Origin of the sequence: Rossellomorea aquimaris (assembly GCF_000935355.1) — a bacterium.
Classification (GTDB): domain Bacteria; phylum Bacillota; class Bacilli; order Bacillales; family Bacillaceae_B; genus Rossellomorea; species Rossellomorea aquimaris_B.
The window spans coordinates 125,991-149,046 of record NZ_JXZC01000001.1 but is presented as its reverse complement, the minus strand read 5'-3'; the positions used below and the strand labels follow the sequence as shown (position 1 = coordinate 149,046).

Genomic DNA, 23,056 nt, shown 5'->3' with positions numbered 1-23,056 from the left:
CTCCCTTAATATTTATAATAAGAATAATTCACTTACTTAAGTAATTAAGCATAATAGAAGGGATGACCCATCCCGGTCAACCCTTGCTTTGTAACCTCACGCTTGTTACCTGCGATTTGATGCTAATAGTTTTTCAAACAGTTCAATCAGGTGATTTATCTCTTCTTTATCAAATTTCACAAATAATTCCTGAAAGTATTGAGTCTTTTTTTCTTCACATTGAGAAAGCATTTCTTCGCCCTGGGGTGTCAGGGCTAACTCTACTACTCTACGATCTTCGTTCGAACGCATTCTTGTGATGTACCCTTTTTCTACTAAAGTATCTGTAATCGAAGTAATGTGACTTGCCGATACTTCCATACGTTTGGATATTTCAGAAGATTTCAACGCCCCATTCTCTTTAATGAGCTGAAGTACACGGAATTCACCATTGGAAATGAACTCACCAAAGATGGTCCGGATATCTGATTTCATCATTCTAAAAACGGATCTGAATAATCCCTCTAACTCGTACATTTCTTTTCCCACTAAAAATCGACCTTTCTCACTTCTTGCACTAAATAAATAGTTCACTAAGTTAACTATTATAGTTTAAACATTTTCTTATGATCTGTCAATGGTTATGAACCGGTCAATACCATGAGGGCTCTGACTGCAACTTTGGAAATTAGAATGATACTGATCGCTAACCCAATCCCGCATAGGAGTCCGGTCAGTAACCGTAACGAATTCGTACTGGTTCTCCACATCCACTTCTGCGTGTATCCATCTGCCAGAAGAGGGATGATGAGAATCCCCGCATAAACGAAATGAACGAATGTTACCGAGGGGAAGTACAGCCAAACGAACGGGATCCCGATGAGCATTCCCACGAGAATACCCATACAGCGGAAACATAAGGGAAATTGTTTCCCCCTGACGACGAGTGAGCGTTCAGGTATTCTATGACAGGGCATAAAGGATAATGTAAGGATGTCTTTCACTCTATCCCCCCTATGGACTGCAGTCCGGAGTGCAGTCACAGTCCGGTGAATCACAGTCAAATTTCTTTCCTAAGCGTGGAAAAGGCATACAGTCAGGTGAATAGATTGCACAGTCCCAGCAGTCATATGCTTGATCCCTCTTTTGTTTTTTCCGCTGATAATACACGATCGTTGTAATAAACATGATTACACTGATTCCTATTAATCCAATAAAGATAATGAATTGGAGGTTCGTTTCATACATACTTAAACCGTAGATGCCACTGATAAATAAGATTAATTCTATACTAAACAAAAGAAACACCATATTAAGTTTCTCCCCACTTTAGGTTATTCCGCTATGTCTATCTTTTCCAGTGAACGTATTATCTCTGATTTATGTAAATTTTCTCCAATTATTACAAAATTGGTTGGATACTTCATGTCTCCGGGCATAAACAGGGGCATGCCATATGAATATTGAAACAAGGTCGGGTTTTTCCGTCCCTGTAACGGAACATAACCCTTCATTCTATAAATGCTATCAGGTTGTTGTTTCACCCATTCCTCAAATGCTTCTCCCCTTACTGTTCCTTTAAAGGAGTATATGATGGCTTGTAATGATAAATGTTCACCGAGGGATGCTTTCTCATAAGAATCGCTTCTGTCATCCGCTCTCATAGAAAATAAATCTTTCATTGACACCTTTGAATAGTTCGTTAAATATACCTTTGCTCTCGGGTTAATTTGCTGAAGTTCATATGAGAATGTCCCTTGCTCCATTTCTGAAAGCAAATCCATTTTATTTGCCACAATATATTGAGCATGACGAATCTGTTCTCTCATCAAATGTAAAACAGCAGGGCTGAATTCATCCCTTCTTCTCCACTGTAGACCATCCACCACAGTAACGATCCCCCTAAATTCGAACTGATCAGCAAACAGTGGGGATAGGATTGAATCGACCACTTCAACAGGGTGTGCAGCTCCTGTCGTTTCTATCACTAATACATCGAAATCTTCGTTCATTAACAGTTCCTGAAGTTGGGACTCCAGCTTTTCTGATATGGTGCAGCATATACATCCATCAAGCAACTCTCTTAAAGCTGTATCTTGATCAACTTCATCACTATCGATGGATACACTTCCTAGTTCATTCATTAGGACAGCCGGTTTTTTATTCTGTTCCTTTAAGGACTCCAGCAAATTCTTTAATAAGGTCGTTTTTCCACTTCCAAGAAATCCGGATAGTATATAAACATCTTTCTTCATTTAATCTTCCTCTCTATAGATCCTATACATATTCTATTAGAAAGTGCTCATGAACACAACGAACCACATCATTCACCTCAACTATTTGTGTACATAGGGGAAATAGGGATGAAGATTCTTTCCTAATAAAGCGTTTTCTTATTTTCATACGCATAGAATGAATAGACAGGAACCGTGTCAGTCAAGATTAGATCTGGATCTTTGAGTAACTTTTAATAAAAACTGCATCATTGCAGCTGCAATTATAAACCAGTTAAAACTTTAAAGGTGGGGTTGTCATTGTACTACGAGAAGATTGTTCCCCTTAAACTTAGAGATTTTTTGAAGAATCCTTCTCATGAAACATTGAAGGAACTGTTGCTTCATAATACGGGCGAAACAGATTATGTGGATTTTAAATCAGATTGGATTGAATTCACAAAAATGGCGAAGCATATTCTGGCTATCTCCAATACGGGGGGCGGATGCATCATTGTAGGTGTGATGCAATATGATGATGGCTCGTTAGATTTAAAGGGTTTGTCGGATGAGGAATTTTTAGATAAAGCAGATGTTGATAATAAACTACAACATCTGCTTCCAAAATATTTACGGTATAGGACGGAGGACTTCATTTTCCCTAAAGGTATTCATCCATTGTTGGACGTAAAGCGGTTCCAGGTTCTCATCATTGACTATGATCCACGTTACGTTCCCTATACCTCTATTGTGACAAGAGGTGAATTAAGATATGGGGCCATATATGCAAGACAAGGAACGAAAACAATCGAAGCTACACACGAAAAGTTGGTGGACGTGATTCTTCGCAAAGTCCAGTCAGGTGGATCTGATAGTGACGAGCGTACATTAAAAGAGCATCTTGAACATCTTAAAATCCTGCATTTGGAACATAACCAAGCTGAGGATCTGAAGTACAAAAATTATCTTCATGATTTAATTGTAAGAAAAATGAAGAAGATAGAAAACTTTCTTGACTTGGATTCTTCTGAATTTCACTCTTGGTGAATCATTCAACCGTTTTCAGAAAATCCCTGATGGCTTCTTGATTCTTCTGTTCGTCCATATCTAAAACCAGTCCTGCATTCACAGTCGAAAGGTCCGTAAAGCTCCCTTCTATCGGTACACGCAGGGTTTCCACCCTGTTCACGGGGTCGAGCATTAATGACATACCATACTTAATCACTTCACTAATTGGCGTAGAGGTTTCTACGTTTTTCAAACCTTCTCTCATTAGGGAAACGACGGTTGTAATTCCTTCTCCGGACTGCAATAGATCCATAAGACTTTTTTCCGCTAATGCCATGATCTCCTGCTGCCGCTCCACTCGTCCAAAATCGCTTTTTATGTCTCCCCTAAACCTCACATATTGTAAGATTTCTTCTCCTCTTAACACTTGCTTCCCGGGGTCCTTCGACCATTTCCAATACTTTATCATAGGTTCAGACACTGTAACCCCGACACCTTCCGGAAAAACGAGGTCCATCACATTAATGAAATCATTAAAGTCTACTTTGACGGTATGGTGAACATCTATGTTGAAATTTTTCTTAATCGTTTCAGCGAGGAGCTCCTCTCCCCCCCACGAATACGCATGATTTATTTTACTCTTTTCATATCCAGGGATGTTTACGTATGTATCCCTCATGATTGAAACCATCTTAATGGAAGATGATTGTGGGGTATACTGAGCAACCATTAAGACATCTGCTCGGGCGGGTTCGTTTTTACGTTTATCAGAACCGATCAGAAGAACATTGACAGGAAATTTTTTATCCTGCGGGACTAAAGGGAAAATCGATTCATCCTTTTCACTTAAGAAACGCTTTTGCGATTGAACCTCTTCTTTTGGTACCGGTTGCTCTCTTTCACCCCAGAAAGGCGAACAACTTACAACAATGAATACAGAAAATAATAGAGCCAATAGTAACCCCGTTTTTTTCATAAAAATCACCTCATATATACCCTCATTGTTGGTAAAGCTCCAGCATTCTATACGAGTAAGAAGAAACCAATCATCAAAAAAGATCTCAGGTGATTTCACCTGAGATCTTACATTTAGTTATTTTTGTTTAATTCTTCGATCGCTTTTTTCACTTGAGGATCGTTTTCTTTTAGTTTTTCTCTAAGATTAGACATAAGCTTAACCGTCGTTTCAGCATTTAACGTTCCTGTCACCTTCAGTTCATTCTTTTCCTGGAACTGCTTAACCGCTTTTGTTGTGTCTTCATCATAGTATCCATCAACGTTTCCTGGATTCAAGTCCAGTGCATTGAGCATTTGCTCTGCTGTTTTCACCTGATCCGATAAATCTGATTCCTTCAGTTCTTTTTCAGGATTGATATATGGAAGCTGTGCATAATCCGGCATCTTCGCTTCAATATCAGGTGTGATTCCTTTTTCATGAATCCAATTGCCATCAGGCGTTAACCATTTTGCCGTTGTGAATTTCATGTTAGAACCATCTTTGAAGGTTTCAGCTGTTTGAACCGTTCCCTTACCAAAGGTTTTTGTCCCGACAAGAGGAATATCGTTTGACTCACTTACAGCTGCTGCCAAGATTTCTGCAGCACTTGCGCTTCCCCCATCAACGAGAACGGCTGTAGGCACGTCTATTTTCTGCCCCGATTCGGACACATACTTTTCCACTTTCCCGTTGCTGTCTTCCACTTGGAATAGAACTTCGCCTTCAGGTACAAACAAGTTAGAAATTTTAACGGCTTGATCCAGCAAGCCACCTGGATTTTGCCTTAAATCAAGAACAAGCTTTTTCATACCCTTATCGTTCATTTCATTTAATGCTTCGGTCAATTCTTTATACGTATTCTCTGAAAAGCTCGTAATTTGAATTTCAGCTACGCCATTTTCTTTCATTTCCGCATAAACCGTTTCAATCGGGATCTCATCCCTGGTGATGGTAACTTGCATTGGTTTTTCCTGACCCGGCCTCTGAATGGTCAGTGTAACCTTTGTCCCTTTTTCACCACGTATGAGGAGAACCGCATCGGTCACAGACATTCCTTGAATACTTTTGTCATCCACTTTAGTGATTGTATCATTCGGTTGTAAACCAGCTTTCTCTGCAGGTGAGCCTTTTATAGGGGAAACGATGGATATATACCCTTCTTTCTCCTGTATTTCTGCGCCAATTCCCTCAAATGAAGAGGAGATGCTTTCCTGGAACTTTTCCGCTTCCTCTACATTCATATAATCAGAATATGGATCACCGACACTATCAAGCATTCCATTGATAGCACCATTTACTAAAGTGTCCTGATCAAGGTCTTTATAATAGTTTTCATTTAACTTATCATAGGCTTCGTAAAGTTTTTGAAATTCTGAACGTTCTGTAACCCCTACATTGACTGCTTTTTCATCCCCGAATGCCAGTGCAAATGTTGTAATCCCTGCAGTTGCAAATACAAGGAAGAACAGGAGCATAACAAATTTAAACTTCTTAATTTTTATAAAATTTGAATGGGTTTCTTGTTGTGACTGATCCGTCTTATCTTGTTCCAAAGCTTCCACCACTTTCGTTGCTATGTATCTTGTGTGAATTTATCGTTTACAATATCATGAATCATCTATATGAGCAATCTTGAGCTCATAACTTCTTTATTCTATCAGCTTTTCAATATTAACGAAAGGAAAATCCATTGTCATGATTATGATGTGTCAAAATGGTTGTAAAAAACCCTACTGTACTGACAGCAAATAAAGAATATAAGAAAGACTCCATACCGATGATCGGCCAGCCCACCACCAGCACTATGCTATCAAAGAGAAAAATTAATTTCCCCACATTAAAGTGAAAGCTTTTTCCAATCAATTGAGCCAGTAAATCGGATCCGCCTGTTGCAGAGTTTCCTTTCAGCATAAGGCCGATCCCAATTCCAACGAAGGTCCCGCCTAAAAAGGCGCTCATAAGAGGAGGAAAAGTGAAAATATTTTTCCATTGATAAAAAAAATCTATCATTAATGAGGATAACCAGAGGCCATGGATACTATTATAGAAAAGCTTTCTGTCCACGAAAAAAGCCAGCATATATAATGGGACACTCAATAGGATGATCGTAAGTCCCGGCTTAAAACCAAACCAATAATGGGCAATTAGCCCAATCCCAATCATGCCCCCATCCAGGAAATGATGAGGTACGAAAAAAAGATCAATCCCGATCCCTACAAACACACTTCCTATAATAATAATGCTAAATGTCCTAAACATCCGTTTCACCCGCTCACCTCAAATTGGACAGCCCTTATTATTGTTGTATGTGAGAGTGTGAGAAAACAGAACAAAAGTGGCGAGCGATTGGGCAGGTGCGAGTTTCCTTAAAGGCAATATTACAAATGATAAACACCAAAAGGGCCAGAAACCCAAAGCTCCTGACCCCTTAAAATTATTAAATCTTTTTCACATTATTAAAAAATTCTTCTAAAGACCAATCATTTTCATAAATGACTTTAGCCGCATCCTTACCTACATATCTGAAATGCCAAGGCTCATATTGATACTGAGTAATCGAAACCTTGTCTTCAGGATAACGGAGAATGAATCCATATTTATAGGCGTTCTCTGCAAGCCACTTGCCTTCCTTTGTATCGGCAAATTCAATGTTTACCTGGAAGTTATTACTTTGACTTGAGATGTCCATAGCCAAACCGGATTGATGCTCACTTTGTCCCGGCGGTGCCACGGCCATTACGGCTTTTTCTTTTCCGAACTGAGCAATTTCTCTTTCCAGCAGCATTTTTTGATATTCATACGAACGATAGCCTGAAATAGCTGTCAGCATAACTCCTTCTGCTTTAGCGGAAGTGAACATTATCTCCAGCTGCTCTGCCGCTTCTTTCCGAAGATATGCCTTTTCTAGTTCTTGATTACCAAATACGAATGGAACATCGGGGCGAACCAAATCAGTCGGTTTGTATTCATCTAATGCATAATCCTTATTCACAAGGGCTAAAAGGTTGGAGGGATTTTGGATGATTTGTTTTCCGTCCACCACTTTTACTTCATTAAAGTATTGGGACTCTAATTGTAGTTCTGGAGGAACCGATTCTTCCTCTGACGGAGCGGATTGTTCTTCTTCAATTTGTTCATCCGGTTGATCCTCTGGAGTTTGTTCCTTCGGTTTCTCTTCTTTCGTTTCTTGCTGTTTTTGGCCAAATAAATTCTCTGACCAATCTTGTACTTGCGAACATCCCGATAATATAATCAAGGAAGCAGCAGTTACGAAGATGATCTTTTTCATACTTTCACCTAGTTTCTCTATAATGGTTCCATCCTTCATCTTACCATGTATCAGGATTTATGTAAGCAGGACATTCTTCATAAAAATGAAAAACTGCTTATAAACCCGGGGAAGGGAATGTAAGCAGTTTCTTTTGATAATAGATGGATCTACTCCCCAATGGCAGCTTCCAATGCAACTTCTATCATTTCATTAAAAGTTGTTTGACGCTCTTCTGCAGTCGTTTCTTCACCTGTCAAAATATGATCGCTAACTGTCAGAACGGATAGTGCATTTCGTCCATATTTAGCTGCTAGCGTGTATAGAGCCGAAGTTTCCATTTCAATTGCCAGAATTCCATATTGTGCCCATTTTTCATGCTCGGCATTGTCATTATAGAACATGTCGGCAGTAAACACATTTCCGACCTTTAAGTTAAGCCCTTTTTCCACTCCGGCATCATATGCCCGTTTAAGCAAGTCAAAGTTAGCTGTCGGTGCATAGTCAATACCGTTAAATGTTAATCGGTTCATTTGAGAATCAGTGGATGAGGTCATAGCGAGGATGACATCACGCACTTTAACATCCTTTTGGATAGCCCCACAAGTACCGACACGGATTAGATTTTGGAGGTTATAGCTTTGCATTAGTTCGTTAATATAGATGGAAATAGACGGAACACCCATTCCTGTTCCTTGAACGGAAATTCTTTTCCCTTTATATGTTCCTGTGTATCCAAACATATTACGGACTTCGTTATAACAGGTTGGATTTTCAAGAAATGTTTCTGCAATGTACTTTGCTCTAAGGGGATCTCCTGGTAGTAAAACCGTTTCAGCTATTTCATTTTCTTTTGCATTAATATGTATACTCAATTACTTTTCCTCCTTACAAGACTGTTGAAACACCATTGTAATCCTTTTTTATTTCTTATGCAACGCTGGAAAATGGAAGGATAGAAAGCGATGCATGGGGTCAAACTAACTTCAGAAGGAGGGATACAGATGACTAAAGAAAAAATGAGTAAAAAACTGAAGCAAGCAGTACAACATGCAAATGAAACAAACCCTTCTACCCGCTCCGGGACACAACCTAACTCTTCAAGAACCGAAAGACTTAAATCATAACGGGGAGGAAAATTGGTATGGGTAAAAAACACCGAAACAGAATTAATGCTCCGAAGAAAAATAACCATATATCCAAAGAAGCACTAGATGCTGAGCATAATGCGCATGCTAAAGAAAATTCAGCCCAGAATCGAAAAAACGGTCCGGGAAATCACATATAAAAGACAATAAAAAAAGGAAAGGATCTAACCACCATGGAAGATTCTTTCCTTTTTTATTCGTTGCTTATTTAATGAATTACGATCCGATTAACTCTTTTCCACCCATTTGGCTGAAGGCGATAATAATAATGACCTCTCCGTCCCTCGTCAATAAAGATGATATCACGTGTAGCAATGTATCTGCCCTGATAATCTTTAGGAACTAGATCTGGCACGTTAAATGTCCTGAACGTTTCATACAGGGCCTCTTCATGATTATTTGCTTGAACAGAGATTCGATATACCTTTTCATATCCCTTATCCTCCCCATACCTAGGAGTTTGGAAAATGGTCATATCGTAGGTCGATCTCAAAAGCTTAGGACGAATGATTTTTTCAAGTAAAGGCATGAGCACCCCTCCGTCATTATGTTGTACTCATACTATTACACATAGACCTTGTCGAATCCTTCATCTAAACATAGGAATGTTTGTCGAATCAATCCATTAAGCGAATTTATTAATCACTTCTCGCAGTTTAGATGAGAGAAGGGGAATATCCGACTTACTTATCGTCATTTTCACCATGGATTCGTCCATTTCAAGAGCTTCCGCTAAAAATCCACCTAACCCTCTAGCACGTCGATCCACTTCTATGAGAAGATCCACTTGTTCTTCCGATTGATTCATGAACATCACTTCAAGTTCATCTAATTTTCGTTGGTACGGACCATTTACCGGTACAAATTCAAATTCCTGTATGAAGGGGTAGCGACCTCTGTAGCGACGTGGTGCTTGCTCACATTCAACCTTACGAATCCTGAAGCCAAGCTCCTGAACAGATGTGAGCACCGCATTCGTCAATTCATTCGGGACGATTTCAATATAATCTTTGTCTTTGGGATCCACTGCATTTTTAATGTCTAAGCCCGTGGCCACCCACACCCTTGTGTTCCCATAGGTGATCGGGGTTTCAAATGGCAATGTAAAGGTAAAAGGGAACTCTTTTGTTTCATTTTCGCCAATGGTAAAAGGCTCGGAAATCTGTACTTTTTGTATAGGAGCATAATCAGTGTATTTCTTGTCGTCTGATTCTCGAATATATGTAGTAAAGAGAGTTAAATAAATTGCATCGATGTTTTGATCTGCGCTCCCTCCGGTAATTTCTACTATACCCTTTGCTGCTTCCCCTGCATGATAGCTTGATTTCTCTAATTTTGTATCTACCGTCGCTGATCCGATTCCAATTGAAGCAAATACTTTGTTAAAAAAAGACATGTGAAATTCCTCCTTGATTATCGTTCTTGTAGTGTGTTAATCACTCTGGATAATTCCTCCAGGATCTCTGCAGCGTCCCTAAACCCTAAATCAATTTGTAGAAGTCTTCGAAGCATCAACCTGGTATTTTGATGAATGGCCAGTTCTTCTTCCCAGCTTCTTTCCTTTCTCATCGTCGGTTCATAAGAAGAATACAGTAAAAATAACAGAAAATGGCCGATTGCGTAGAAATCACTCTTCACAGACTTATCCCTCATGTAACCCTTAAGTTTATCAGGAATCCTCTCTGATGTTGTATTCATTTCACAAGCAAGGCCAAAGTCTATAATTTGAAGAGTCCCCTGATCCAAAAGAATATTAGGGATCCTTAAATCTCTATGAACGTATCCCTGTTCATGAATCCATTGAACCAAGGTAACTAATTGTACTCCTAACTTTAGTGATTCTTCTTCGGAGTAAGTTTTTCCTTCTATGAAGATTAACTCCTCAAATGTTTGACCGTTCATTTTTTCCATAACGAAATAAGGGGTCTTTCTATACTCACCTGCTGTAAATACGGATGGAAACTGAGGGTGAGATAAAGTTTGTAATGCATTCATTTCATTTTGAACATATTGGACGTGATTAGAAAATACCTTCTTGTAAGGGCGTATTCTTTTTAAAATGGCCTCTTTACCATTTGATGGGTTGATAACCAAGTAAGTGGTTCCATAGCTCCCTTTTCCAACTAAACGGATGATATGGAAGCCATCGATGTTTTCTCCCGGTTTCCAAGTCTGTTCAAAACCATCGATCAGTCTGCGAAAAAGAGTCTGTATCATAACACATTCCACTCATTCCATCAGCTGCTGAAAAAGCTGGAAAAAAAGCTTTTACTTTTATGCTTCTTATAATGTTGATGTCCAAAATGTTTATGTTTAGGTGATTTATACTTTCCCCACGCATCACTCGAGCTATATCTATGATGTTTCGAGCTTAACAAACCTTTGATTATTTTTCTTAACATAAACAAACCTCCCTCTAATGATTCATCTTCACTTGTATTACTATATACGTTTCATTTTGAAATTAGTTTCAACCCCAAAAAAATATTTTAGTGGAGCGTGATCACTTGACCTCATCACCGATTCAAAAGATTTTAAATCTGATCAAGACCGGGAGCAACGACCTTACGAGACCGCTTCTCGGCGAGGAGTATATATGCAAGCTCTACTATGCAATTGATGACCCCACTCCCACGGTCTACTTCCCACAGGATCAAAAACTGTATGAACTGATTACGAACAAAGTAAAGAATGCAAACCTCAATAACGTAACCAGAACCGCATGTTACCTTGACTTTTTCAAGAAACACCCTGAAATCCACTGGTCTTTTCTTGCTCATATGGTATCAAGAAATGCTGGTTATTATATGACAGACATACGAAATAATCTGCTTTCATACGTCTTGGACAGAAATGATCAAATAGCGCTATTCTCATTTCTCGAGCTATGTAATGCAGCCATCTTTCACGATGCCTACCCTCAATTATTACTCTATGAACAATGGAAAAGAACGGGACATTCTTCCTTACACGTCCTAAAAAAATTTAACGTTTCCATTTTCATGATGAATATCTGGGATGAATTTCTTACTACCGGTAATGAACAAGTTTTAACCATTGGACTCATCATGAATGAACAGCATATGATCCAAAAAAGAATATTAACAGATCTGAAAAAAACCATTGGACTAGAAGAATGGCTTTTTCTATTGCAGGATCGTCTGGAATTTACATCCATCCTTTTTCCATATGGAAAACAATCTCCCTACTCTCTTGCCGGGCATTCGGTATCTCACTTTGAACAGGTAAAGCGCAGGATTTTGTTAGGCAAGAAGTTATATAGTATATTATTTCATCCTGCAGTCTTTCCAACAGCCTACTCATTTGCGATTAACCATTCACATAGCGGATCCAGAGCAGATTACTGGCCACATATATATTCGAAAAAAAATAAAAAAAACCGCCTATATAGTCCAACACTGCGTTCGGTTTGGAGTAACATCCCTCCTTTGACGCTCTCTTCGGCTGACTGGTTTACGGACCAGCCAATTGAAGTGATGGCCCCTCTGTTGACGAAAATGGTACCCGGCCGTTTTTCCATGACTAAAAAGTGGAAAGCGTTGACCGCTTTACTGGTTAAATTAAAGCGGGATTAACTCAAAATAAAGTGCCTCCATGTTCGAAAAACATGACAGACACTTAAGAGTTAATCCCCAATATGTTAAAGGACATTCCTTACGACGTGATTTCCATTTGGATGGTTGAATAGATCCTAGACATCTTCTTCCCATTCTTCATCAATAATACATTTGGCAATCAGATACTCGAATGTTATATCCGCTATTTCTTCCAGTTCATCTTCTGATGGTACATACCCTCTTTGAATGAGTTCTTTCATGAAGAACTCTGCAATTTCCTCAGTGTCGATAAAGACTTCTATCTCCCGCATGTGATCGCCCCCTTTGATTCTCAATTTATGACAACACTATCCGAGTTATGCTATGAGAAAAAAGTTTTCATAAGACTTTAAAGACAAGCATAGAATTTATCATCAAAGGTTGAGGAGCGATATTATGTTACATACATTCACCCAAAAAACGAAAACGATGTTAAAAGATTTGGAAAATGGAGAAGGGTTGATCGTTTCAGGTATGCAATGGATCCTTCGTGTCATACTGCTATCATTCCTAGTCATAAGCGTTCCCGTTTTTCTGTATATAATGTGGCTTATTCCTTCTCTTTAACAATGGATGGTGAGTTTGTATGATTTTTCAACTGTTCTAACACATAGTCCATCTTATTCTTATATTTAATATCTTGAAAGAGAAGGTATAGTGTTTTGTAATCATTATAATGATCCAGTAACTGATCAATCCAACTTGGCTTCGGGTAAGCAGGCGAATGAAGCATTTTTGTTTTGCCTTCTTTTTTGTTCGGAAATACGAATCCATATTTTTTTATAAATGCCTCTGCCTGCTCTTCATCTGCAACCAGGGTGATTTCATCTTCGTCTGCTTCTAACCACTCGCCATCTGTAATTCTCATTAACTCATAAATAACGTCTTCCCAGGCATCGTCCTTATAGCGCCATATTTCCGTCCTGAATCCTACCACTTTAAAGAGATCCTCTTCATAACCCTTTACAATAACAAGATCTCCAAATAAAAATTTATATTCAATATCAATCTGTTCCTGTTCAAAAATGTATCCATCATAAGAATCCAGCAATTCTAATGCTTTCTCCTTGAATAGCCCTTCACTTTCATTTACTTCATATAAAAACTCACCTTCGAGTTTTTTTATGTCGGTTATTTTCCCGACTGTACCATAGATTGTTACGACAACTGTTTCTCCAACTCTGAATCTAGGCTCTTTTCGTTTCTTCATTCTCCCCTCACCCTTAATCGCCTTTTTTATATGATATGCAATAACAACCATAACGGTATACACGAAATCCCTTACTCACTTTTTTCTTTAGAGTAGGAATCGTCTATGCTTGTCAGACACTTTAACTATTAAATTGATGTTTAGGCTTTGTTTTTATCAACAAAAAGAGAGTTTGAATGTTGACCATGCTACTTGAGAAAAAAAGGACCGACATCAGTTTAAAACAAACGTCGGTCCGGTGGCTTTTAAGTAGCCACGTTAATCTTTTTCTTCTAATAAATAGGCATCCCATGCCATATCGAAAATGGACATACTCTCTAGATAGTGCCCATTCATTTCAAGGTAGGAGCTGATTTCATGGTATTGTTGGGATTGTTTAGGAAAGCTGTGGTCATCATAAGCTGAGTTTGCAAATTGAGTTATTTCATCCTTGGCTGTAGGTTGCCTATACTTCATTAAATAGTGATAAAAGGATTTTCTCATCTGTTCCACCTACCCTTGTTCTATCTTTTCTAAAAGGATAGCCGAAGAAAATGATTTCGTAAAGTGATTGCTTTGGAGAGAGCATAATCACCCTTATAGCCTTCCCCCCATTTAATATCGAAAATAATTTTTCTTTAGTAATCGAGGGAGTTCCATTAAATCTTTATAGGCGACCACTTTATCGATTAACTTGGTGTCAATCAGCATAAGCTGATCTTCTATTTCATTGATGACACCTTCTTCCTGGTACTCCATTCCACAATGGCTGCAACTCATACTTGGGACATCTGCGATTTGAATCGCTCTGGAGCCATCCGGAAGCTCCCAATACACGCTCGATTGATCTTCATGGGCTGTCTTCTCTTCACACCACTCACATACTTTTGTATTATCCATTGATGGTTTCTTCCTTATCATCATTTTTATCCTGATTCATTTTCGTTAGCATCGCTTTGTGCTTCTTCTCCTTAAGCTGATCTCTCTTTCCTCTAAAGTCCTTAAGGGAATTGTGATCCGGGTTTTCCTCGTATTCCTTTCGACGTTCCAAACGCTTTAGCCCACTCGGGGTGAGGGAAGAATGGGTTTGATTCATCAAGCCGGCAATTCCAATGGTTGGTTCTTTAATTTCTTCATCGTGATATACTTCTTTAAAGTAATCATCTGCCCTGCCTGCTACGTATTCTTCCGGTTCCGGATAAGTAGAAATGACTCCTTCGAAATTACGTACAACCACTTTCGAAGCACTTTGAGAAATAAGATAATTTGGCTGCAGGGAAATTTTCCCTCCACCACCAGGCGCGTCTAACACGAAGGTCGGTACGGCATAACCGGATGTATGTCCCCGTAAACCTTCAATGATCTCCAAACCTTTAGAAACCGGTGCGCGGAAGTGGCCAATTCCTTCTGATAAGTCACATTGATAAATATAGTAAGGACGTACGCGAATCTTAACAAGGTCGTGCATGAGCTTCTTCATAATTGGAACACTGTCGTTTATACCAGCGAGAATAACCGCTTGATTCCCTACAGGAACACCTGCATTAACAAGCATCTCGCACGCTTTCTTGGACTCTTCCGTAATTTCGATTGATGTATTAAAGTGAGTATTTAACCACACTGGATGATATTTCTTTAAGATATTGCAAAGGTTTTCGGTAATCCTTTGTGGGAACACAACGGGCGCCCTCGTTCCAATTCGGATGATCTCAACATGTGGAATCTCCCTTAAATTCTTTAAGATGTATTCAAGAATCTGGTCATTGATCAGTAGACCGTCACCTCCTGATAGCAGTACGTCTCTTACACTCGGAGTCTCTCGAATATATCCTATGGCTGCATCAAGCTGTTTCTTTGGTACACCCATACCAATTTGTCCTGAAAACCTTCTTCTCGTACAGTAACGGCAGTACATGGAGCACTGATTTGTCACGAGAAATAATACCCTGTCCGGGTACCTGTGTGTCAATCCGGGAACAGGGGAATCCTCATCCTCATGTAATGGATCCTCCAGATCGTACTTCGTTTTATGAATTTCCTGACCAATTGGAACGGATTGCATCCGAATAGGACAGCGTGGGTCATCTTCATTCATTAACCATGCATAATATGGCGTAATATTAAGAGGGATTGTTTTAGTCGAAATCTTTACACCTTCCTCTTCTTCAGGCGTCAGGTTCACTACTTTCTTCAAGTCATCAAGGGTCCTGATGGTGTTGGTCAGCTGCCATAACCAGTTATTCCATTGTTCATCCGTCACGTCTTTCCAAAGCTCAATATCCTTCCAATCCCTTTTAGGTTTATAGAGATTCATTTTCATTTACTCCACCAACTTTCCAAAAATATCTTTCCACCCGTTTCTCTTCTTCGCAGTTTTGAAGAAAAATAACCATACGATAGCGGAAAGGAGCATGTATTTGCTTTTCTTCCTTATCAAAAGGCTAATATGAAACAGTCGGCACATAACAGCACTTTACATTAGCCTATGAATGAGAACCCCACTCGGACTTTATCCATTTACATTTCACTTAAATCTTTTTCCCAAATGTTCATATCTTCCATTTTGTCAAAGATGATGCAATTGTTCGCCAGTCTTCCCCCATATCGATAACCAAGCTGATGGAATACTGCATTCATGCCAAATGAAAGTGCTCTCGCAATCGTATAGGCACAGAAAATGTCCCTCTCCAGTAATTCCCCCTCTAACTTTCGTATCAGATGCTTCATATATCCTCCCTTTCGATGTGAAGAGCGTGTAGCACAATCCGTCAATTCGGCATTCTTACAGGATAAAGACACTTCAGCAGAAGCGGCACTTATGATTCTGCCATCCTCCTCGATATAAACAAAGATTGTCCCACTTTTCATTGACTCTTTCACATAGTCGGGGTTGTGTAATGGTACAGGATACAGCTTGAATACCTCTTGATACAGATCGGCTAATTGCCCTGCATGCTCCTCAGTTGCGACAAATATCGTTTCAGAACTTATAACCGTTTGACTATCCAGCTGCTGAACCGATTGGAGAATTTCGTCTTCTTTGCTCCAGTACGAACTATTTCTTCTTTCATTCGTTAAAAACTTACTCATAAATAAAGCCTTATCACCATTGAAGTAAGCGTTTACTCCCCCTTCCAATATGAATCCTTTTTCGAAAAAAAAGAGAGATTGATTCCATCTTGCTTTCACAATCACCTTTTCATAAAGGCTGGACTCAGTCTCTCTCTTAACATACTCCCATAACATTCCTGGATTCCCTCTAAACTCATCTACCCGCAGGCGTCTGTTATAGCCATCCTTATAAATGGCAGCTTCCAGCTTCGGTTGTTTTATATATTCGTATATTTGCATTCTTATAAGCCCCTTTTTAACCAACATATGAAATGAGAGGATAAGTTATGAAACAAACCACTACAAAAAAGGAACAAACTCTGTATTTAATCAAGTGAGTTGTTCCTTCTGTGGAGGTTATGAAGTTCAGGGAATTACATTGAGGCGGCCGAATAGTTTTCTATTTGTTTTCCTATACCCCTAAAAAAGAAAATTATGACTGTTTATTGCACCAATCGATAATAAATAAGGTAAGAATTTCAGCAGTTTGGTAAATTCTATCCAATTCGATGTATTCATCCGCGTCATGAGCCACCTCGGTTGTACCTGGACCAAATACGACAACGGGAATATTCCCTCCCTGAGAAAGGATTCCTCCATCCGTTCCCCATGGAGAGGCTTCAATGATTGGAGTGGTTTGCAATACTTCTCTTGCATGATAACAAAGTTTCGCCACTATTTCGTGATCACAAGAAAGATCGCCCGGTTGCCACCTTCCACCAAACCATTCGATCTCCACTGGATGATGATCAAACCATGGATCAACCTCTTTCAGGCTTGAGATTACAGCTTCAAACTCCTCTTCCACTTCTTGGAGGGTTTCCCACGGACCAACCCCCACCCTTCCTTCAATAACAGCCAAATCAGAAACGGAGGATGGCCATTTCCCGCTTTCTATTTTTCCGATGTTAATCGGTAACGGAATAGGAATATTGCTATATAATGGATCCTCCACTTTCTGATTTCGAGATACTTCCAATTGCTGAAGAGAGTGAATGACTGTGTATGCTTTATCTATGGCGCTTACACCTTCATATCTGGTTCCTCCATGGGCAGATTTCCCTTTTACTCTAAGACGAAACCACATGGAACCTTGCTGTTTGGGGAAAATCTTCATATTGGTAGGTTCGGGAATAATTGCACCATCTGCTTTGTACCCTCTTATCAATGCGGCGAGGGTACCCGTTCCACCACTTTCCTCTTCAATCACACTTTGAAAGATAATATCACCTTTTAGAGGGATTTTTAACTCCTTCACAACCTCAATGGCGAGTAGTAAAGCGACAGACCCTCCCTTCATATCCGTTGCCCCTCGTCCATAAAGCTTTCCGTCTTTGATTAAACCACCATAAGGATCATAGGTCCAATCCTTCCTGTCACCTTCTGGTACGACATCAATGTGTCCATTTAGTAGAAGACTCTTTCCACCACCCTGGCCTTTCAGCACCCCGACCACGTTCGGGTTTCCTTTGAATTCCTTTCGATCACACCGGTAAAAGGGATGATCCTTTACATCGTTTTCGTTTATCTCCCAAATGTCCAACTCTAAACCGAGTTTACGCAACTTCTCTATTACAATTGCCTGCGCTTTTGATTCATTTCCTCTCACACTATCCTCTTGGACTAATCTTTGCAGAAATCTAATGGTGCTTTTCTTTTTTTCTTCTATGATTTCCCTGATGAGACTATGAGTTTCCAAGTGGGTCCCTCCTATAAGCGAATATATTTCAAGCAAGAGCTTAATGTGTAACGGGCATCTGTTGACTCCTTAATGTCTTGAAGTGTGTAAGGATTGAATATTTCACACAAAATCAATTGATCATTTTCAATCGTGAATACAGCCCGGTCTGTAATAATCATGGAGACACAAGACCTGGCCGTCAATGGAAGCGTACATTCCCTCACGATTTTGCTCTCACCACTTTTATCTAAATGGGTCATGAGTACAATGACTTTCTTTGCCCTTGATGCAAGCTCGGTTGCGCCTCCCATTCCCGGTACCTTTTTTCCGGGGATGATCCAGTTTGCAATATCTCCCTTTTCACTGACTTGCAGTGAGCCTAAAATCGTAAGGTCAATCTTGCCACGACGAATCATGGCAAATGCTATCGAGCTATCTGTATAACAGCCTCCCTTCATCAATGAGACAGGGAATCCCCCTGCATTACACAAATTTTCATCCTCTTTCCCTTCCCCTGGTGAAGGCCCCATCCCGATAATTCCGTTTTCCGATTGAAATACAACAGGAAACCCCGGGGGAAGATGATTCGGAACAAGGGACGGTATTCCGATCCCTAAATTTACAATCATATGCTCTTTCACTTCCAAAGCCGCACGTTTAGCTAACTTATCCTTCAATTCGTTTCCCATGCCCATTTCCAGTCGACCCCTTTAGACAAAACAATATGATCTACAAAAACTCCTGACGTGACGATTTCCTCAGGATCTAATTCACCAACATTCACAATTTCTTCTGCCTCTACAATTGTGATATCTGCGGCCATAGCTACAAGCGGATTCGTATTTCTGGCACTTTTATCATAAATAAGATTCCCAAATGTGTCGGCTTTTTTGGCAAACACAACCCCAACTTCAGCAACGAGGGCTGTTTCATATAAGAATAGGTTTCCATCTATCTCCAGTATGGGTTTTCCTTTATGCAAATACGGATCATCCACGCCAATTTCGGTTACGATTCCTTTCAACCCGACTCCCCCTGCCCGTATTCTCTCTGCTAATATCCCTTGAGGTGAGAATTCGACCTCAAGCTTCCCTTCACTCATTAATCGACCGGCAATCGGGTTAGATCCGATATGGGAAGCAATCACTTTCTTTACTCTGTTTTGTGCAACTAATTGTCCGATCCCGATATGGGGAAAACCTGTATCATTTCCTATAATCGTGATATCCTTCATTCCCCATTCCAATAAATGCTTACTTATTGTAGGAGGGGACCCAACCCCTCCGAATCCACCAAACATCAAAGTCATTTCATCATGAAAAAAATGTTTTATATTTTCATAGCTGCTTCTCTTATCCTGAAGACCGGGCATAATTAGATCTCCTTCCAATTCTCTTCTACTAGTTGAAAGGTTCTTCTCAGTCTTTTAACCATCTCCTCGAGTTCCCTTTTTGAACTGTTTAATGGGGGGGCAATCATAATGGCAGAGCCTCTCCTCCCATCAATACCAGCAGCTGCTGGATACAATAAAATCCCACATTCAACCCCCGCTTGAACAATCGAAGAAGTAAACGGAGTACCAAGGGAATTAAACTCCATTCCCAGCATCAGACCTCTTCCTCTTACATCGGCTACGAAGGAAAATTCCGTTTTTAATTTCTCTAAAAGATTTTTTAAGTATGTTCCTTTTTGATCGACACCTTCAATCATCTTTTCTGAATCAATCAGTTTTAGAACCGCAAGTGCTGCTGTTGCAGACAATGGATTCCCACTGAATGTATGACCGCTCATAATGACTTTCGATCCATTCAATATCGGGTCCATTACGTTGTCGGAAATGAGGGTCGCAGCAATAGGGGCATATCCCGCGCTCAGCCCTTTACCTATCGCTACAATATCGGCTTTTACTTTCCACTGCTCTAAAGCTAAAAAAGTCCCAGTCCGACCACAGCCGGTCATCACTTCATCTGAAATAAACAAAATATCATGTCTCTCACAGATTGATTTTATCCTTTCATAATAACCTTTTGGGGGAGTGATCGCCCCACCTGCGGCACCGATGATCGGTTCCGCCATAAATGCAGCAATATTGTCGGCTCCTATTCTGCTGATCATTGTTTCTAATTGAGAAGCACAAGCAAGATCACATGATGGATGCGTTTTTCCAAAAGGACAGTTAGCACAATAAGGAGGTTCAATCGTTGGCCAGTCTCCTAGATGGGAATCAAATCTTTCTCTTCTTGATGGGTGTCCAGAAGCAGATAAGGCTCCGAATGTAATACCATGGTAACTCAGCCATCGCGATAAAATCTTTCTTTTCATCGGTTTCCCCTGTTCCTGCCAATGTTGAATGGCAATCTTGATGGCCGTCTCCACAGCCTCAGAACCACTATTCACGAAGAAACTCCATGGATAACCTGTCTTCTCATGTAGAAAACTAGCTAAATCCTCGGCTGGCTGATTACTGAATTGAGAACGATACACAAATGCTACCTTATTTCCTTGATTCACAATAGACTGAAGAATCTCTTCCATGCCATGTCCTACATTTGCCGTGACGGCTCCAGAACAAGCATCCATATACTCCCGTCCATCGGTATCATACAAATAGACTCCTTTTCCATAATCAATTGTCGGATAGTGTTCACCAATCAATGGTTTTATTAAATGCGAATGAGGCATAATCCCCCTCCTGAAAGAATCAGATTCGTACTCTCTTTCGATTCGCTCATCTGGTTGCGCATAAAGATTTCCCTACCATTATTCATATGTATGAAAAACGGAATCTTTCTTTTCTTTAAGAAAAAAGAATAATGCAGATGATTTTTGCAAAACCTCGGGAGAATTTGTAAAGAGTGGACCATTTTTTCTCTTAGCCGCATTTATTGATTGAAATATACTAAGATTCTCAAAAATTCGACAAAAAGTTTATAAACTCACTAGATAAATTAGGTCTATATGTATAAAATAATGGTAAGTTCATCCTTAGATGCTACTTTTTACTTATCTTCAGGAGGGGAAATGGTGAAGAAGACGAAAGATAAACAGACAAAAAAAAATAGAAAACAGAATGAAATATCTAGTAGCAATAAAGGGGGCTTTTCTTATTTACGGACCATCAGAGGAAAAGTGGTTTTGGCATTCGGGTTATTGACAATTGTCCTTTTAGTCCTTGCCTCTACCTCTTACTTCAATATGCTGAAGCTGGAAAAAGAAATCACCACCTTAATTACATACGATATGAAGGTTGATACAAAGGTAAAAGATCTATCAAGGGTATTAAATGAAATCGAAATAGGAGAACAAGGTTTTGTCATTACAGGGGCAACAGGATTTTTAGCACCCTATCAAAATGGTAAACGTGAGGTAGAGAGTCATATTGAAGACTTGACTACTCTCTTCCAGGGTGATCAGGAACAGCTTGATAAATTAGATAAAATCGAAGCCCAATATGGATTCTGGATGCAATTTGTTGATCGGGTTATCGAGACAAGGAAGGATAGAGGGCTCGAGGAAGCAGCAACCCTTGTTGAATCGGGTACGGGAAAGAAATACCTGGACGGTATCCGTTCATATGTAGATATGATTGTAGTCGACCAACAAAACGATCTGAATGATCGTATTGATTCTCTAAACCAACAAGTTTACCTATCGAAGATCGTGACCATTAGCTTATCAGCATTCGCGGTTATACTAGCCATCTTCTTCGGGATCATCTTATCTCATACCATTAAAACGAACACCAAGAAGATCAGTCGTTCTATTTTAGAAATTGCGAACGCTGGTGGAGATTTAACGAAAAGAATTCATGTAAAATCCAAAGATGAGCTGGCAGACCTGGCATCTGATACTAATCAACTCATTGCCGGAATTGCAATCCTTGTTAAACAGGTTTCGGAAATGGCGGAAAGCGTCTCAGCCAGCAGTCAGGAGCTTCTCGCTTCAGCCGAAGAAACGTCACGTACGATCACCTCCATTGCCGAAACATCTACTGAAATTGCGGCTGGAAGCGATCAGACAACAAGTCGAATGTCTGCTTCATTAGACAAAATGAATAGCTTGGAAGAAGCAGCCCGTTTCTTATTCAATCAAGCAGGGCAGGTAAAAGAAACCGCTCGTGATATGAGATTAGTTGCTGAAAAGGGCGGAAAAACCGTTCAAGCATCCTCATCTAAAATGTTGAGCATCGAAGAAACCATGTCAAATACTAGTGAAACCGTTGAGGCGTTAGGACAGCGTTCTTCACAAATTACAACGATAATTGGGACAATTACTGACATTGCAGAACAAACCAATCTACTTGCATTGAATGCTGCTATTGAAGCGGCACGCGCCGGGGAACATGGAAGAGGCTTTGCTGTGGTGGCGGATGAAGTCAGAAAACTGGCGGAACAATCCAGACAAGCGGCAAAAGGGGTAACCGAAATCGTACACAGTATTCAAGAAGAAGTGAATGTAATCATTAGGCAGAATTCAGATGGAGTGAAAGAGGTAATCGCAGGGGTCGAAATGACAAACGAAACAAACGCATCCCTTGAAGATATTTTAAGCCAAACTACTAAAACAACAGTTGTAGTGGACGAAATGGTTAGTCATATCCAGGAAACCCTTAATCTCAGTCAGGAAGTCGCCATTTCATTTGCCCTGGTCAGTGAAATTGCTGAAGCGACTGCTTCTAACACAGAAACTACTGCTGCGGCATCTGAGGAAGGATCAGCTGCGATGGAACAAGTAACAGCAAGCGCATCAGACCTTTCCCAACAAGCGGAAAAATTAAAAGAACTCATTTCAAGTTTTAAAATCTAAGAAAAAAAGAGCTGTCGAATTGACAGCTCTTTTTGATTT

28 protein-coding genes are annotated in these 23,056 nt (G+C 39.9%); 6 read left to right on the top strand and 22 right to left on the bottom strand.

The genetic code is table 11. The annotated features are described in order from the left end of the window. Window positions 1–105 precede the first annotated feature (105 nt). The 4 genes from TV75_RS00800 to TV75_RS00785 form a co-directional block, all read right to left on the bottom strand. A complete protein-coding gene (locus tag TV75_RS00800) occupies window positions 106–516 on the bottom strand; it encodes a MarR family winged helix-turn-helix transcriptional regulator (RefSeq protein WP_044337930.1) in 411 nt (136 codons plus the stop codon). A gap of 104 nt (window positions 517–620) precedes the next feature. Continuing rightward, on the bottom strand, window positions 621–983 hold the full coding sequence (locus TV75_RS00795) for a DUF2085 domain-containing protein (RefSeq protein WP_253275450.1): 363 nt from the start codon (window positions 981–983) through the stop codon (window positions 621–623). A gap of 10 nt (window positions 984–993) precedes the next feature. Further along, window positions 994–1,290: a hypothetical protein gene (locus TV75_RS00790; protein ID WP_044336554.1), complete on the bottom strand. Its 297-nt coding sequence runs from the start codon at window positions 1,288–1,290 to the stop codon at window positions 994–996. A gap of 23 nt (window positions 1,291–1,313) precedes the next feature. Continuing rightward, window positions 1,314–2,234, bottom strand: a complete 921-nt coding sequence (locus TV75_RS00785) for a CobW family GTP-binding protein (RefSeq protein WP_044336552.1) — start codon at window positions 2,232–2,234, stop codon at window positions 1,314–1,316. A gap of 279 nt (window positions 2,235–2,513) precedes the next feature. Between TV75_RS00785 and TV75_RS00780 the strand changes: the two genes are divergently transcribed. Continuing rightward, on the top strand, window positions 2,514–3,239 hold the full coding sequence (locus TV75_RS00780) for an AlbA family DNA-binding domain-containing protein (RefSeq protein ID WP_044336550.1): 726 nt from the start codon (window positions 2,514–2,516) through the stop codon (window positions 3,237–3,239). A gap of 1 nt (window position 3,240) precedes the next feature. Here the strand turns inward: TV75_RS00780 and TV75_RS00775 are convergent, their stop codons facing one another. From TV75_RS00775 to deoD, 5 genes are all read right to left on the bottom strand, one after another. Then, complete coding sequence (locus TV75_RS00775; RefSeq protein WP_052504376.1) at window positions 3,241–4,176, bottom strand: LCP family protein; 936 nt, start codon at window positions 4,174–4,176, stop codon at window positions 3,241–3,243. A gap of 113 nt (window positions 4,177–4,289) precedes the next feature. Further along, the gene (locus TV75_RS00770; RefSeq protein ID WP_044336549.1) at window positions 4,290–5,750 is read right to left on the bottom strand and encodes a S41 family peptidase; all 1,461 of its coding nucleotides are present in this window, start codon (window positions 5,748–5,750) and stop codon (window positions 4,290–4,292) included. 118 nt (window positions 5,751–5,868) lie between these two features. Beyond that, complete coding sequence (locus tag TV75_RS00765; protein WP_044336547.1) at window positions 5,869–6,456, bottom strand: YitT family protein; 588 nt, start codon at window positions 6,454–6,456, stop codon at window positions 5,869–5,871. Between the two features lie 178 nt (window positions 6,457–6,634). Beyond that, entirely contained in the window at window positions 6,635–7,486 is an 852-nt protein-coding gene (locus TV75_RS00760) for a M15 family metallopeptidase (protein WP_044336544.1), read from the bottom strand. 149 nt (window positions 7,487–7,635) lie between these two features. After that, window positions 7,636–8,340, bottom strand: coding sequence for a purine-nucleoside phosphorylase (deoD, locus tag TV75_RS00755; protein ID WP_044336542.1), 705 nt, complete (start codon window positions 8,338–8,340; stop codon window positions 7,636–7,638). Between the two features lie 129 nt (window positions 8,341–8,469). Here deoD and TV75_RS22435 point away from each other — a divergent pair, with 129 nt between their 5' ends. Both TV75_RS22435 and TV75_RS22040 read left to right on the top strand, forming a co-directional pair. After that, window positions 8,470–8,592, top strand: a complete 123-nt coding sequence (locus TV75_RS22435; RefSeq protein ID WP_268876310.1) for a hypothetical protein — start codon at window positions 8,470–8,472, stop codon at window positions 8,590–8,592. A gap of 17 nt (window positions 8,593–8,609) precedes the next feature. Next, the gene (locus TV75_RS22040; protein ID WP_172655602.1) at window positions 8,610–8,753 is read left to right on the top strand and encodes a hypothetical protein; all 144 of its coding nucleotides are present in this window, start codon (window positions 8,610–8,612) and stop codon (window positions 8,751–8,753) included. A 68-nt stretch (window positions 8,754–8,821) separates the two neighbouring features. On the opposite strand, the gene TV75_RS00750 is transcribed toward TV75_RS22040, so the two are convergent. The 3 genes from TV75_RS00750 to TV75_RS00740 all read right to left on the bottom strand — a co-directional run bounded on the left by TV75_RS00750 (window position 8,822) and on the right by TV75_RS00740 (window position 10,830). After that, window positions 8,822–9,142 carry a YodL domain-containing protein gene (locus tag TV75_RS00750; protein ID WP_044336541.1) on the bottom strand — a complete coding sequence of 107 codons (321 nt, stop codon included), beginning with the start codon at window positions 9,140–9,142 and terminating at the stop codon, window positions 8,822–8,824. A 96-nt stretch (window positions 9,143–9,238) separates the two neighbouring features. Continuing rightward, window positions 9,239–10,009 (bottom strand): sporulation protein, encoded by a 771-nt coding sequence (locus tag TV75_RS00745; RefSeq protein ID WP_044336539.1) that lies wholly within the window; start codon window positions 10,007–10,009, stop codon window positions 9,239–9,241. Between the two features lie 17 nt (window positions 10,010–10,026). Further along, window positions 10,027–10,830 (bottom strand): serine/threonine protein kinase, encoded by an 804-nt coding sequence (locus TV75_RS00740; protein ID WP_052504375.1) that lies wholly within the window; start codon window positions 10,828–10,830, stop codon window positions 10,027–10,029. Between the two features lie 290 nt (window positions 10,831–11,120). Between TV75_RS00740 and TV75_RS00735 the strand changes: the two genes are divergently transcribed. Beyond that, window positions 11,121–12,209: a DUF2515 family protein gene (locus TV75_RS00735; protein WP_052504374.1), complete on the top strand. Its 1,089-nt coding sequence runs from the start codon at window positions 11,121–11,123 to the stop codon at window positions 12,207–12,209. A 116-nt stretch (window positions 12,210–12,325) separates the two neighbouring features. On the opposite strand, the gene TV75_RS21310 is transcribed toward TV75_RS00735, so the two are convergent. Next, window positions 12,326–12,502, bottom strand: coding sequence for a YozD family protein (locus TV75_RS21310; RefSeq protein WP_082051090.1), 177 nt, complete (start codon window positions 12,500–12,502; stop codon window positions 12,326–12,328). Between the two features lie 124 nt (window positions 12,503–12,626). On the opposite strand from TV75_RS21310, the gene TV75_RS21705 reads away from it, so the two are divergent. Further along, window positions 12,627–12,797 (top strand): hypothetical protein, encoded by a 171-nt coding sequence (locus tag TV75_RS21705; protein ID WP_156142292.1) that lies wholly within the window; start codon window positions 12,627–12,629, stop codon window positions 12,795–12,797. Here the strand turns inward: TV75_RS21705 and TV75_RS00730 are convergent. From TV75_RS00730 to TV75_RS00690, 9 genes are all read right to left on the bottom strand, one after another. Beyond that, window positions 12,781–13,440 (bottom strand): hypothetical protein, encoded by a 660-nt coding sequence (locus TV75_RS00730; protein WP_044336537.1) that lies wholly within the window; start codon window positions 13,438–13,440, stop codon window positions 12,781–12,783. The genes TV75_RS21705 and TV75_RS00730 overlap by 17 nt on opposite strands. A gap of 258 nt (window positions 13,441–13,698) precedes the next feature. After that, window positions 13,699–13,923, bottom strand: coding sequence for a YozE family protein (locus TV75_RS00725; RefSeq protein ID WP_044336535.1), 225 nt, complete (start codon window positions 13,921–13,923; stop codon window positions 13,699–13,701). Window positions 13,924–14,034: 111 nt separating this feature from the next. Beyond that, window positions 14,035–14,319 carry a YokU family protein gene (locus tag TV75_RS00720; RefSeq protein ID WP_044336532.1) on the bottom strand — a complete coding sequence of 95 codons (285 nt, stop codon included), beginning with the start codon at window positions 14,317–14,319 and terminating at the stop codon, window positions 14,035–14,037. Then, window positions 14,312–15,739: a lysine 2,3-aminomutase gene (gene ablA / locus TV75_RS00715; protein WP_044336530.1), complete on the bottom strand. Its 1,428-nt coding sequence runs from the start codon at window positions 15,737–15,739 to the stop codon at window positions 14,312–14,314. The genes TV75_RS00720 and ablA overlap by 8 nt, the downstream gene beginning before the upstream one ends. A 197-nt stretch (window positions 15,740–15,936) precedes the next feature. Then, on the bottom strand, window positions 15,937–16,770 hold the full coding sequence (ablB, locus tag TV75_RS00710) for a putative beta-lysine N-acetyltransferase (protein ID WP_044336528.1): 834 nt from the start codon (window positions 16,768–16,770) through the stop codon (window positions 15,937–15,939). A gap of 193 nt (window positions 16,771–16,963) precedes the next feature. Beyond that, window positions 16,964–18,229: a peptidase gene (locus TV75_RS00705; RefSeq protein ID WP_044336526.1), complete on the bottom strand. Its 1,266-nt coding sequence runs from the start codon at window positions 18,227–18,229 to the stop codon at window positions 16,964–16,966. A gap of 11 nt (window positions 18,230–18,240) precedes the next feature. After that, window positions 18,241–18,906 carry a 3-oxoacid CoA-transferase subunit B gene (locus tag TV75_RS00700; protein ID WP_044336524.1) on the bottom strand — a complete coding sequence of 222 codons (666 nt, stop codon included), beginning with the start codon at window positions 18,904–18,906 and terminating at the stop codon, window positions 18,241–18,243. Next, window positions 18,885–19,583 carry a 3-oxoacid CoA-transferase subunit A gene (locus TV75_RS00695; RefSeq protein ID WP_044336521.1) on the bottom strand — a complete coding sequence of 233 codons (699 nt, stop codon included), beginning with the start codon at window positions 19,581–19,583 and terminating at the stop codon, window positions 18,885–18,887. The genes TV75_RS00700 and TV75_RS00695 overlap by 22 nt, the downstream gene beginning before the upstream one ends. Before the next feature lie 2 nt (window positions 19,584–19,585). Continuing rightward, window positions 19,586–20,893 carry an aspartate aminotransferase family protein gene (locus TV75_RS00690; RefSeq protein ID WP_044336519.1) on the bottom strand — a complete coding sequence of 436 codons (1,308 nt, stop codon included), beginning with the start codon at window positions 20,891–20,893 and terminating at the stop codon, window positions 19,586–19,588. Between the two features lie 342 nt (window positions 20,894–21,235). On the opposite strand from TV75_RS00690, the gene TV75_RS00685 reads away from it, so the two are divergent. Next, a complete protein-coding gene (locus TV75_RS00685; RefSeq protein ID WP_172655600.1) occupies window positions 21,236–23,017 on the top strand; it encodes a methyl-accepting chemotaxis protein in 1,782 nt (593 codons plus the stop codon). Window positions 23,018–23,056: the final 39 nt, after the last annotated feature.

Excerpts from the sequence above, each read along its gene's own strand:
- TV75_RS00720 (WP_044336532.1), bottom strand. The coding sequence starts at position 14,319 with ATGGATAATACAAAAGTATGTGAGTGGTGTGAAGAGAAGACAGCCCAT.
- TV75_RS00740 (WP_052504375.1), bottom strand. The coding sequence starts at position 10,830 with ATGATACAGACTCTTTTTCGCAGACTGATCGATGGTTTTGAACAGACT.
- TV75_RS00765 (WP_044336547.1), bottom strand. The coding sequence starts at position 6,456 with ATGTTTAGGACATTTAGCATTATTATTATAGGAAGTGTGTTTGTAGGG.
- TV75_RS00790 (WP_044336554.1), bottom strand. The coding sequence starts at position 1,290 with ATGGTGTTTCTTTTGTTTAGTATAGAATTAATCTTATTTATCAGTGGC.
- TV75_RS21310 (WP_082051090.1), bottom strand. The coding sequence starts at position 12,502 with ATGCGGGAGATAGAAGTCTTTATCGACACTGAGGAAATTGCAGAGTTC.
- TV75_RS00725 (WP_044336535.1), bottom strand. The coding sequence starts at position 13,923 with ATGAGAAAATCCTTTTATCACTATTTAATGAAGTATAGGCAACCTACA.
- TV75_RS00750 (WP_044336541.1), bottom strand. The coding sequence starts at position 9,142 with ATGCCTTTACTTGAAAAAATCATTCGTCCTAAGCTTTTGAGATCGACC.
- TV75_RS00745 (WP_044336539.1), bottom strand. The coding sequence starts at position 10,009 with ATGTCTTTTTTTAACAAAGTATTTGCTTCAATTGGAATCGGATCAGCG.
- TV75_RS22040 (WP_172655602.1), top strand. The coding sequence starts at position 8,610 with ATGGGTAAAAAACACCGAAACAGAATTAATGCTCCGAAGAAAAATAAC.
- TV75_RS22435 (WP_268876310.1), top strand. The coding sequence starts at position 8,470 with ATGACTAAAGAAAAAATGAGTAAAAAACTGAAGCAAGCAGTACAACAT.
- ablA (WP_044336530.1), bottom strand. The coding sequence starts at position 15,739 with ATGAAAATGAATCTCTATAAACCTAAAAGGGATTGGAAGGATATTGAG.
- TV75_RS00730 (WP_044336537.1), bottom strand. The coding sequence starts at position 13,440 with ATGAAGAAACGAAAAGAGCCTAGATTCAGAGTTGGAGAAACAGTTGTC.
- TV75_RS00700 (WP_044336524.1), bottom strand. The coding sequence starts at position 18,906 with ATGGGCATGGGAAACGAATTGAAGGATAAGTTAGCTAAACGTGCGGCT.
- ablB (WP_044336528.1), bottom strand. The coding sequence starts at position 16,770 with ATGCAAATATACGAATATATAAAACAACCGAAGCTGGAAGCTGCCATT.
- TV75_RS00690 (WP_044336519.1), bottom strand. The coding sequence starts at position 20,893 with ATGCCTCATTCGCATTTAATAAAACCATTGATTGGTGAACACTATCCG.
- TV75_RS21705 (WP_156142292.1), top strand. The coding sequence starts at position 12,627 with ATGTTACATACATTCACCCAAAAAACGAAAACGATGTTAAAAGATTTG.
- TV75_RS00785 (WP_044336552.1), bottom strand. The coding sequence starts at position 2,234 with ATGAAGAAAGATGTTTATATACTATCCGGATTTCTTGGAAGTGGAAAA.
- TV75_RS00695 (WP_044336521.1), bottom strand. The coding sequence starts at position 19,583 with ATGCCCGGTCTTCAGGATAAGAGAAGCAGCTATGAAAATATAAAACAT.
- TV75_RS00800 (WP_044337930.1), bottom strand. The coding sequence starts at position 516 with ATGTACGAGTTAGAGGGATTATTCAGATCCGTTTTTAGAATGATGAAA.
- TV75_RS00775 (WP_052504376.1), bottom strand. The coding sequence starts at position 4,176 with ATGAAAAAAACGGGGTTACTATTGGCTCTATTATTTTCTGTATTCATT.
- TV75_RS00760 (WP_044336544.1), bottom strand. The coding sequence starts at position 7,486 with ATGAAAAAGATCATCTTCGTAACTGCTGCTTCCTTGATTATATTATCG.